This window comes from Xanthomonas sp. SHU 199 (assembly GCF_000364665.1).
GTDB lineage: Bacteria > Pseudomonadota > Gammaproteobacteria > Xanthomonadales > Xanthomonadaceae > Xanthomonas_A > Xanthomonas_A sontii.
In genome coordinates this window covers 1-9,222 of sequence record NZ_AQOI01000065.1, presented here as the reverse complement: position 1 = coordinate 9,222, position 9,222 = coordinate 1, and the positions used below count along the sequence as shown (strand labels likewise).

12 protein-coding genes are annotated in these 9,222 nt (G+C 71.3%); 3 read left to right on the top strand and 9 right to left on the bottom strand.

Going from position 1 to position 9,222, the window contains the following annotated elements; genetic code table 11:
* The first annotated feature begins 10 nt into the window (after positions 1-10).
* Positions 11-1,123 carry a UbiH/UbiF family hydroxylase gene (locus D183_RS0103425; protein ID WP_232757197.1) on the top strand — a complete coding sequence of 371 codons (1,113 nt, stop codon included), beginning with the start codon at positions 11-13 and terminating at the stop codon, positions 1,121-1,123.
* Positions 1,124-1,346: 223 nt separating this feature from the next.
* A complete protein-coding gene (comJ, locus tag D183_RS0103420) occupies positions 1,347-1,835 on the top strand; it encodes a competence protein ComJ (RefSeq protein ID WP_017907759.1) in 489 nt (162 codons plus the stop codon).
* A gap of 254 nt (positions 1,836-2,089) precedes the next feature.
* On the opposite strand, the gene D183_RS0103415 is transcribed toward comJ, so the two are convergent.
* From D183_RS0103415 to D183_RS0103400, 4 genes are all read right to left on the bottom strand, one after another.
* Entirely contained in the window at positions 2,090-2,410 is a 321-nt protein-coding gene (locus D183_RS0103415) for a hypothetical protein (RefSeq protein WP_017907758.1), read from the bottom strand.
* A 187-nt stretch (positions 2,411-2,597) separates the two neighbouring features.
* Entirely contained in the window at positions 2,598-2,993 is a 396-nt protein-coding gene (locus tag D183_RS0103410; protein ID WP_017907757.1) for a hypothetical protein, read from the bottom strand.
* A 43-nt stretch (positions 2,994-3,036) separates the two neighbouring features.
* A complete protein-coding gene (locus D183_RS0103405) occupies positions 3,037-3,759 on the bottom strand; it encodes a hypothetical protein (RefSeq protein ID WP_017907756.1) in 723 nt (240 codons plus the stop codon).
* Between the two features lie 81 nt (positions 3,760-3,840).
* Complete coding sequence (locus D183_RS0103400; RefSeq protein ID WP_017907755.1) at positions 3,841-4,740, bottom strand: SMP-30/gluconolactonase/LRE family protein; 900 nt, start codon at positions 4,738-4,740, stop codon at positions 3,841-3,843.
* Positions 4,741-4,865: 125 nt separating this feature from the next.
* Here D183_RS0103400 and D183_RS0103395 point away from each other — a divergent pair, with 125 nt between their 5' ends.
* On the top strand, positions 4,866-5,981 hold the full coding sequence (locus D183_RS0103395; RefSeq protein ID WP_017907754.1) for a Gfo/Idh/MocA family oxidoreductase: 1,116 nt from the start codon (positions 4,866-4,868) through the stop codon (positions 5,979-5,981).
* 116 nt (positions 5,982-6,097) lie between these two features.
* Here D183_RS0103395 and rlmM read toward each other — a convergent pair whose 3' ends face one another.
* The 5 genes from rlmM to D183_RS0103370 all read right to left on the bottom strand — a co-directional run.
* Positions 6,098-7,162, bottom strand: coding sequence for a 23S rRNA (cytidine(2498)-2'-O)-methyltransferase RlmM (rlmM, locus tag D183_RS0103390; RefSeq protein ID WP_017907753.1), 1,065 nt, complete (start codon positions 7,160-7,162; stop codon positions 6,098-6,100).
* Positions 7,163-7,182: 20 nt separating this feature from the next.
* Positions 7,183-7,743: a nucleoside deaminase gene (locus tag D183_RS0103385; protein ID WP_017907752.1), complete on the bottom strand. Its 561-nt coding sequence runs from the start codon at positions 7,741-7,743 to the stop codon at positions 7,183-7,185.
* Positions 7,743-8,150: a hypothetical protein gene (locus D183_RS0103380; RefSeq protein ID WP_017907751.1), complete on the bottom strand. Its 408-nt coding sequence runs from the start codon at positions 8,148-8,150 to the stop codon at positions 7,743-7,745. The genes D183_RS0103385 and D183_RS0103380 overlap by 1 nt, the downstream gene beginning before the upstream one ends.
* A 59-nt stretch (positions 8,151-8,209) precedes the next feature.
* Positions 8,210-8,593, bottom strand: a complete 384-nt coding sequence (locus D183_RS0103375; protein ID WP_017907750.1) for an STN domain-containing protein — start codon at positions 8,591-8,593, stop codon at positions 8,210-8,212.
* Between the two features lie 46 nt (positions 8,594-8,639).
* Positions 8,640-9,222 (bottom strand): EamA family transporter (locus tag D183_RS0103370; RefSeq protein WP_017907749.1); only part of this gene is annotated, 583 nt, incomplete at its 5' end.

The window sequence follows — 9,222 nt, the reverse complement described above, 5'->3', positions numbered from 1 at the left end:
CAGGCCTTCGCTGGCCCTGGCCGGCGAAGGCCTGGCGGTGGCGCTGGTCGAGGGCCGCGAGCCGCCGCGCTGGTCGGCCGACACGCCGGACCTGCGCGTGTACGCCTTCGCCCCGGACAATGCGGCGCTGCTGCAGGGCCTGGGCGTGTGGCCGCAGGTCGTCGCCAGTCGCGCCAGCGCGTACCGGCGCATGCGCGTGTGGGATGCCGGCGGCGGTGGCGAACTGGCCTTCGACGCCGACACTCTGGGCCGCGACCAACTCGGCTGGATCGTCGAACACAATCTATTGGTCGAACAGCTGTGGGCGGCGCTGCCGGCGGCCGGCGTGCAGGTGCATTGCCCGGCACGGGTGGAGGCGCTGGAGCCGTCGGCCGAGCGTGCGCGCCTGCGCCTGGACGACGGCAGCCGCCTGGACGCGCGTCTGGCGATCGCCGCCGACGGCGCCGAGTCCACGGTGCGCGGGCTGGCCGGACTGGACGCGCCGGCGCACGACTACGGCCAGCGCGGCGTGGTCGCCTTCGTGCAGACCGAACAGCCGCACCAGGACACGGCCTGGCAGCGTTTCCTGCCGGGCGGCCCGCTGGCGTTCCTGCCGTTCGCCGACGGCCGCAGCTCGATCGTGTGGACCTTGCCCGAGGCCGAGGCGGCGCGGGTGCTGGCGCTGGACGATGCGGCGTTCGGCGCCGAACTGACCCAGGCCTTCGGCGCCCGCCTGGGTGCGGTGCGCGCGCTGTCGCCGCGGCTGGGCTTCCCGCTTCGCCGGCAACTGGTGGAGGCCTACCAGCGCGGTCGTCTGCTGGTGCTGGGCGATGCCGCGCACGTGGTGCATCCGCTGGCCGGGCAGGGCGTCAACCTGGGCCTGCGCGACGTCGCCGCGCTGGCGACACTGGTGCGGCAGGCGCAGACGCAGCGGGTCGACTGGGCGGCGCCGCAGCGGTTGGCGCGCTGGGCGCGTGGCCGCCGCAGCGACAACACCGTGGCCGCCTACGGCTTCGATGCGATCAACCGGCTGTTCTCCAACGACGAGCTGCACCTGACCCTGCTGCGCGGCCCGCTGCTGGGCCTGGCCAGCAAGCTGCCGTTGTTGATGCACGGTTTCTGGAAGCGCGCTTCCGGCGTGTGACCGCGCGCTCCGGCCGGACGCGGCGGCCGCAGATTCGACCACGCGCGGCGAGCGGCGCCCGTCCCCTCAGCCGCCCCTTCGGGGGCACCTTCTCCCGGAGGGAGAAGGAAGCGCCAGCGTCGGCTGGTTTGCTTGAGCCCCTCTCCCCTCGGGAGAGGGGTTGGGGTGAGGGTAGGGCGCGAAGCGCAGCACGCAGGCCGCGTTCCTGCCATGGAGAACGACGATGCAAGACGCGACCCGGACGCAGACCGTGGATCTGCTGATTTCCCACAGCCAGGTGCAGTTGCGTGCCCGCACCTTCGACGAGGCCGCCTGCCGCTGGGGGCCGCGCAACCTGGAGCAGGGCGCGGTCCTGCATCGCGACTACGTGGTGTTCGATCCGTTGCCCGAGGACGCGTTCGGCGCGCAGGTGCACCTGGTGCTGGCCGAGGCGTTCGCGCCCGATCCGCGTGCGCAGCGGCGCACGCAGGTGCCGTTCCGGGTGAATCCGGATGCGCGGGTGCAGGTGGCGTCCGCCGCCGAGGCCTTCGATGTGACACTGGCGCTGCAGCCTGGCGACTACGCGCTGTACTACGAAGTCTGCGAAGGCGACGACGAGGTGTATTACCGGCTCACCCTGGTGCCGGCGGCGCAGCCGGTCGCGGCGCGCTATCTGCTGGACGATCCCTGGGGCGGGGCGCGGGATGCGCCGCTGCAGGAGGGACTGCTTTAGCTGTCGTCAGCGCGGTGAGCGAGGCCGAGCGGCGGGGTGGCGTGGTGGAAGACACGCGCTGCGAGGAGATCGGGTCGATGCAGCGGCGATGGCGGCGTCAGTGTGGGTGATGCGGTTGCGCGGTGCTGTGGCGCTCGCGTTGCCGGTGTCTGCGGTGTTGTCGCTTCAGAAAACAATCGCGCCGCATGCGGCGGGAAGGCCGCAGGCGGCGCGCGTGGTGGAGAGGGTGCGGGTGAGTCTACGCGTGGGTCGCGTCACGTCGACATCCAGCCTTCCAGGTCGGGCTTGCTCAGGCGGCCGTGGTGATGCACGTCGACGGCATCGAACTCGGCGTACAGCGTCGGGTCGGCTTTGGCTTCGGCGCGGCTGATGTAGCCGTCATGGTTGCGGTCGAGCTTGGCGAAGTCGATGTGGTAGTCGCCGACGATCGAGTTGGGTTCGACCGAGGTGACATTGATGATCTGGCCGTTCTGGTGCAGGGTCACTTCGTCCGGCGCCGACTGCGCCATGGCCAGCGCCGGCGCGGCAAGCAGCGCGAACGCGAACGGGACGAGACGAGGAACGATGCGGTTCATGGCACGACTCCTGTTGCTGGGAAGGAGTCAAGAACATAGGCCTGGCCGAATTAATCGACACTAAAAAAATCGGGCGTTCGCATCTGCGCGTCGGCGCTGTTTAGCAAGCGTTTCCAATATGCCTTGGGCCGCGACCGACGGCGTCCCGGCGTCCTTCATGGCGGCGCCGGGACGCATGTCGCTGCGGCTACAGCCAGCCGGCGAGCTGCTCGCGGCTGAGGCGACCGCTGCGGGTGGTGTCCAGCGCGTCGAACTCGTCGGCCAGCGACGGATTGGCCTGCGCTTCGCTGCGGCTGATATAGCCGTCGTGGTCGGTGTCCAGCGCCTCGAAGTCGATGCGGTAGCTGCCGGCCACACGGTCCGGCTGGATGCTGCGCACGGTCACCTGCGCTTCGCCGGGCGTGGCCGGCAACTGCACCTGGTGAGTGACCACGCCATTGCTGAGCGGCTGCGCGCGCACGTTGACCGGCACGTCGCGCAGCGGCTCGGTGGTGGCGCTGGAGGCAGTGTTGAGATTCTGCGCCGCGGCCGGCGCGACGCAGGCGCACAGGCAGCAGAGCAGGGCGAGGGAACGGCAGGACATGGACACAACGGACTCCAGTATGGCGATGGATGGCGGCCCCGGCTCAGCCGGGGATGAACGGAAACGCGAGCTTCAACAGGCCCTTCAGCCCGCCCTCGGCGGTGCTGGCGACGGCCTTGGCGCCGAGGCTGTTGAGCGCGCGGCGCACGTCCTCCCAGCGTAGCTTGCTCACGTCCTTCTTCAATAGATCGGCGACCTCCTCGGCGGTGGGCGCCAGCTTCTGCAGTTCGTGCGTCACCTTCTCCGGCTCCGGTTGCAGGTAGCCCCAGCGCTCGGCGATCTTCAGCAGCGTGTCGAAGCGCACCGCCATCACGTCGCGGTTGCGCTCGTACACGGGCATGGCGCCGACGTCGACGATGGCCTGTTCGAAGCGCTGCTGGTCGTCGGGATGCTCGATGCGGATCGCCAGGAAGCCGTCCTTCTTGCTGCGCTCGCTGACATGCTTGGCCCCGGCGCGCAGGTTGTCCTCGGTCAGCACCGTGGCGACGATGCGCTGCAGCGCCGCCTCGTTGTCCTCCGGCACCAGCGCACGCCAGCGAGCATAGCCGTCGCGGCGCAGGCCCTTGACCTTGGCCGGGGTCACCCGCAGGCGCATCGCCACTGCGTTGTTGGAATCGCTGCGCGAGATCGCGCCGTCGCGTTCCAGCAACACGAAGATCAGCAGTTCCAGGTCGCGCTTGGTCAGCGACTGGAAGCCCTGCAGCAGGGTCAGGCGCAGGAATTCGTCGGCGAAGCCGGCCGGGTTGTTCAGTTCGATCGGCTGCATGTGCGCGGCCCTCCAGTCAGTGCAGCCAGGATGCCAGGCAGCCATTGCGCGGGCTGAGACACCGCTGCGATACGCATCCCATCAGCGTCCGTGCTCGCGGCCGGGGCGGTCGCTGCGGAAGGTTTCGATCGCGCCGCGGTCCTGCAGGGTCACGTCGACATCGCGTCCGTCGGCGCCGCCGAAGGCCAGGTTGGTGGGCTTGCGGCCCTTGGTCGCGACCTCGTGCAGCAGCGTGCCGTCGGGCGCCAGCACGATCACCTTGCCGGCGTCGTAGCGGGCCACGTACAGGTTGCCGTCGACGTCGCAGCGCATGCCGTCCAGCCCGGCGTCGGCGAAGCTGGCGAACAGCCGCTTGTTGGACACGGCGCCGTCGGCGGCACGGTCGTAGACCCAGATCCGCCGCTGCACGCTCTCGTTGACGTACAGGCGCTCGCCGTCGGGGCTGATCTCGATGCCGTTGGTGGTGCCCATGCCGGTCTCGATCAGATGCGCGCTGCGGTCGCGGTCGATGCGCCACAGCTGGCCACCATTGTGCTTCCAGTCCGGGTCGCTGGCGTACAGGGTGCCGTCCGGCGCCATCGCGATGTCGTTGGGCTGGAACGCGCCCGGCAGCGTGGCGTAGACCTCGATGCGCTTGCTGCGCAGGGCGATGCGCAGGATGCGGTGCTGGCCGTAGTCGGCCACGTACATGCGCCCGCGGCGGTCGAAGCGGATGCCGTTGCCGATGCTGCCGTTGGGAAGATCCACGAACAGCGTGGCCTGGCCGCGGCCGGTGGCGTCGCGCTGGACCCGGCCGATGCTGCCGTCGTGGGCGAAGTTGACCACGTACAGCGCACTGTCCGGGCCGGTCGCAGGGCCTTCGATCTTGTCGGTGAATACGCCATCGCCGACCAGGTCGCGGGCGTGGAACAGGGGCTCCTGCGCGCCGGCGGAGGCAGCCAGCAGCAGGGCGAGGGCGGCAAGCAGTGGGCGGCAGCGCATCGGGTGTCCGAACGGCGGGGGAGGCGGCAGTGTGCCAGAGGCCCCGGCGCATCGCGCGATAGCGCTCACAGTGCCGATGCCGCGCCAGCGGTTAGGGTGAAGCATCCTTCCGGTCGGAGTTGCGCATGGAGCCGTCCTCGCCGAATCGCCGCCGCCTGTTGCTGGCCGGCCTCTCCGCCACCGCCGCCGGCATGCTCGGAGCGTCCACGTGGGCGGCCACGCCGGCACGACGCCGCAAGTCGCTCGGCGTGGCCCTGGTCGGCCTGGGCGAGTACGCCAGCAGCCGACTGGCCCCGGGGCTCGCCCTGACCAGGCACTGCCGCCTGGCCGGCATCGTCACCGGCTCGCCGCAGAAAATCCCGCAGTGGCAGGCGCGCTATCGCATCCCGGATCGCAACGTCTACAGCTACGACGAGCTGGAGCGCATCGCCGACAACCCGGACATCGACGTGGTCTACGTGGTCACGCCCACCCATCTGCATGCGCCGCTGAGCATCCGCGCCGCCGCCGCCGGCAAGCACGTGTGGTGCGAGAAGCCGATGGCGCTGCACGCCGAGCAGGCGCAGGCGATGATCGAGGCCTGCGCGCGCAACAAGGTGCGGCTGAGCATCGGCTACCGCATGCAGCACGAGCCCAACACCCGGCGCCTCATCGCCCTGGCCGGCGAACGCCCGTTCGGGGCGATGCGCAGCGTGCGCGCCGAGGCGGGCTATGCCGGCTACGGCGACACCGACCCGGCGCAGCGGCCGTGGCGGCTGCGCGCGCAGTACGGCGGCGGTGCGATGTACGACATGGGCGTGTATCCGCTCAACGCGGCGCGCTACACGACCGGCGCCGAGCCGCTGGCGGTCAGCGCGCGGCGATCCACCGATCGGCCGGCATTGTTCGACGAGGTCGACGAGCACATGCACTTCACCCTGGAGTTCCCGCACGAGGTGATCGCCAGCTGCGCGGCCAGCTTCGGCCGCACCATAAACCTGCTGCGCGCCGAGTGCGCGAAGGGCTGGTACGAACTGGCGCCGTTCCAGGCCTACGACGGCGTGCGCGGCCGGGCCAGCGATGGCCGCCTGTTCGACGCGCGGGTGTACCACCAGCAGGCGCTGCAGATGGACGAGGACGCGCTGGCGATCCTGCAGGGCACGCCGCTGCGCGTGCCTGGCGAGGAAGGCTTGCGCGACATGCGCATCGTCGATGCCATCCAGCGCTCGGCGCGGGAGGACGGGGCGCGGATCGTGCTGTAGCGGTGGCGGCGCCAATGCGCTCGTCACAGGAGCGGCTTCAGCCGCGATGGCTTTCCCGGGAAACCCATCGCGGTCGAGCCGCTGCTACGAAACACCGCATGTGGACGCGCGACCGCTCAGCCGGGGATCGCCAGCACCGTGATCTCTTCGCGGTCGTGGTAGAGCTGCTTGGCGCGCAACTGCAGCGGGCGCTCGGCGCGTTCGGCGAACAGGTCCAGGCACAGCCGGGTCTCGTCCCAGCGCTTCTTCATCGGCAGCTTCAGGTTGAAGATCGCGTGCCGGCACCAGCCCTCGCGGAACCAGGTGGCCATGCGCTCGGCGACGCGGCGCGGCTGCTCGACCATGTCGCAGACCATCCAGTCCAGCGGCTGCGGCGGTTTCCAGTGGAAGCCGTCGGCGCGCAGGTGGTCGACCAGGCCGCTGTCGAGCACATGCTGGCGCAGCGGGCCGTTGTCCACGCTGGTCACGTGCAGGTGCTGGCGGGTCAGCACCCAGGTCCAGCCGCCGGGGGCGGCGCCGAGGTCGGCCGCGCGCATGCCCGGGCGCAGCAGCGTCTCGCGCTCGTGCGGGGTCAGCAGCGCCAGCAGCGCTTCTTCCAGTTTCAGCGCCGAGCGCGAGGGCGCCTCCGGCAGCAGCTTGAGGCGCGGAATGCCCAGCGGCCACGGCGCGCTGTCCTCGCTGTCGGCCACCGCCAGCAGGGCGTGGGTGCCGGTCACGAAGCACACGTGCAGGCGCGGCAGCCGCGGCTGCGGCTTGTCGCTGAGCAGGCCGGCCTTGCGCAGCGCCGGGCGCAGCGCGTTGCCGAAACTGCGCGCCAGGCCCGACAGCGGCTTGCCGGCGTCCGAGTCCGGATGTTCGACCCACAGGTCGCCGAAGCGCGGCTGTCCGGCAAGCGCCTGCAGGATCGGCGCGATGCGGTCGCTGGCCGGCAGCTCGCGCAGGTCGGCCAGCAACTGCAGCTTCTGCCGGGCGAAGATCAGCCCGCGCCAGGGCAGCGCCTGCGCCGGCACCGCGGTGTCGCTGAGCAGCAGCGCGTAGCCGCTGTTGCGCTCGGTGCGCGCGTAGGCGGCCAGCCCGGCCTCGCCGGCGCGGGCGTTGAGCTCGGCCGCCAGTTCGGGTTCGAAGCCGGGCCGGCAGTAGCACAGCAGGCCATGGACCAGCGGGCCGTTCTCGGAGGACATGGGCAAGCCTTCCGGCGGGGTCAGTAGCGGGGGCTGTCGAGTTCGCCGTAGCGGCGCAGCACCGCGCAGGCGGCGTCGCGGTGCAGGCCGCGCACCACCTCGATGCCGCGGCGTTGCAACTCGCCGACCCAGTCCGCCGGCAGCGGGCCTTCGTCGAACGGGGTCAGCGCCATCACGTCCTCGGCGCTGGCGCCGATCAGCAGGCGGTCGATGCCGGCCCAGATGGTGGCGCCGTAGCACTGGCAGCACGGCTGCGAGGAAGTAGCCAGGGTCACCGGCGACAGCACCGCGTTCAGCCGCGGGGTCTGCAGGCGCTGCTGGGCCAGCATGTAGGCCATGTTCTCGGCATGCGCAAGCGAGGTGGTCTGCGGCACCACCCGGTTCACGCCGACGGCGATGATGCGGTGGTCCGGGCCGAACACCGCCGCGCCGAACGGGCCGCCGCTGCCGGCGTCCACGTTCAGCCGCGACAGTTCCACCGCCAGCGCGACCTTGTCGGTATCGCTGGCGTAGACGGCCTGCGGATCGACCGCCTCGTGAATCCAGGCGGGCAGGGTGAGGTGGACTTGCGCGTAGAGCATCAGCGGACGGGTTCGGCAGGCTGGGGGGCGCGCAGTGTATCGGCTTGCGCGGCGCGCGCGCTGCATTGCCCGGCCACGCACGAGCAGCCGGCGATCGCGCGCGAGCCGCACACGCTCATGCGCCCGCTGGCCTGGCACTGCGCCATCACGCCCTGCGGATCGGTAGGGCTGTCGCGGTTGACGCAGGCCGGCATCGCGCCGCAGCAGTTGCCGACGTTCTTGACGGTGCAGTCGGCATCGGTGCGGCAGCTGGTGTCGACCTTCACCGGCAGGCCGGGCGCGGATGCCGTGGGTGCCGGCGCCGGCTCCGATGGCTTGGCGGTTTCGCTGCGCGCGCAGGCGCTGGACAGCAGCACGCCGACGAGCAGGCACAGGGAGCACAGCAACGACGCGAAATGGCGGGACATGGCGATCTTCCGTGCGGTGGAGTGCGGCCATGGTAGCAACCCACCGCGCCGCCGCCGGGTCAGCGGCGCACGACCGTCATCGCGTCGGCGCTTTCCTCCGAGATCCGCAGCGCTGTGCCGTCCAGCGCCTGGTGCAGCGCCTTGCGGATGCTGACCTGTCCCTTCACCGCGTTGACCGGCAGCGAGGCGAGGCCGGGATCGCGATACACGACCATGCAGCCGGTGGCGTGGGCCAGTTGCTGCGAGACCTCATCGAAGCGCCCGGCCGGCAGGTCGTAGGCATGGTCGGGGACGGTGTCGCACTTGCCGGTTGCCGCCGGTGCGCTGGCGTTGGCGGCCGAATCCGGTGTCGCGGCGGAAGGTGCGGTGGAGGCGTTGCTGCAGCCGGCGAGTGCGAAGACCAGCGCGAGGACGGGGCAGCAACGGCGCAGGAGGGGGTGCATGGCGCGATTCCCGTGAGAGGACCTGCGCCAGTCTAGGCAGCGCCGCTTAACCGGGCTTGGCTTCGTGCGCTGCGGGCTGCGGCCGCGCGTGCACCAGCGTGCACCACAGCACGCCGCCGAGCAGGCAGGCGATCGCCAGCAGTTCCAGCGCGGTCGGCCAGCGCTGCTCCCAGAGGAAGCCGTACAGCAGCGCGAACACGGTCTCGAACACGATCATCTGCCCGACCAGGGTCAGCGGCAGCAGCCGGCTGGCGTGGTTCCAGCAGGCGTTGCCGATCACCGAAGCGAACAGCGCCAGCACCAGCGCCATGCCCCAGAAGCGCATCCAGTCGGCGCCGGCATGGGCCGTGCCCGACAGGGCGAACGCCGGCAGCGCCAGGGTCAGGGCCAGCGCGCCGGTGACCACGCCGGTCAGCAGCGACCAGTCGCGGCCGGACAGGTCCGGGCGCCGCCGCAGCCAGCGCGCGTTCTTGATCGAGTAGGCGGTCCAGCAGGCCAGCGCGCCGACCGCGCAGGCCAGTCCCGTCGCCCGCAGGCCGAGGCTGGCGGGAATGTGCGGCCGCGCCACGGCCAGGGTCTGCACCGCGACCAGCGCCACCCCGAGCACGCACAGCGCGCAGGGCGCGGCG

Excerpts from the sequence above, each read along its gene's own strand:
- comJ (WP_017907759.1), top strand. The coding sequence starts at position 1,347 with ATGCAAGACGCGACCCGGACGCAGACCGTGGATCTGCTGATTTCCCAC.
- D183_RS0103415 (WP_017907758.1), bottom strand. The coding sequence starts at position 2,410 with ATGAACCGCATCGTTCCTCGTCTCGTCCCGTTCGCGTTCGCGCTGCTT.
- D183_RS0103410 (WP_017907757.1), bottom strand. The coding sequence starts at position 2,993 with ATGTCCTGCCGTTCCCTCGCCCTGCTCTGCTGCCTGTGCGCCTGCGTC.
- D183_RS0103405 (WP_017907756.1), bottom strand. The coding sequence starts at position 3,759 with ATGCAGCCGATCGAACTGAACAACCCGGCCGGCTTCGCCGACGAATTC.
- D183_RS0103400 (WP_017907755.1), bottom strand. The coding sequence starts at position 4,740 with ATGCGCTGCCGCCCACTGCTTGCCGCCCTCGCCCTGCTGCTGGCTGCC.
- D183_RS0103395 (WP_017907754.1), top strand. The coding sequence starts at position 4,866 with ATGGAGCCGTCCTCGCCGAATCGCCGCCGCCTGTTGCTGGCCGGCCTC.
- rlmM (WP_017907753.1), bottom strand. The coding sequence starts at position 7,162 with ATGTCCTCCGAGAACGGCCCGCTGGTCCATGGCCTGCTGTGCTACTGC.
- D183_RS0103385 (WP_017907752.1), bottom strand. The coding sequence starts at position 7,743 with ATGCTCTACGCGCAAGTCCACCTCACCCTGCCCGCCTGGATTCACGAG.
- D183_RS0103380 (WP_017907751.1), bottom strand. The coding sequence starts at position 8,150 with ATGTCCCGCCATTTCGCGTCGTTGCTGTGCTCCCTGTGCCTGCTCGTC.
- D183_RS0103375 (WP_017907750.1), bottom strand. The coding sequence starts at position 8,593 with ATGCACCCCCTCCTGCGCCGTTGCTGCCCCGTCCTCGCGCTGGTCTTC.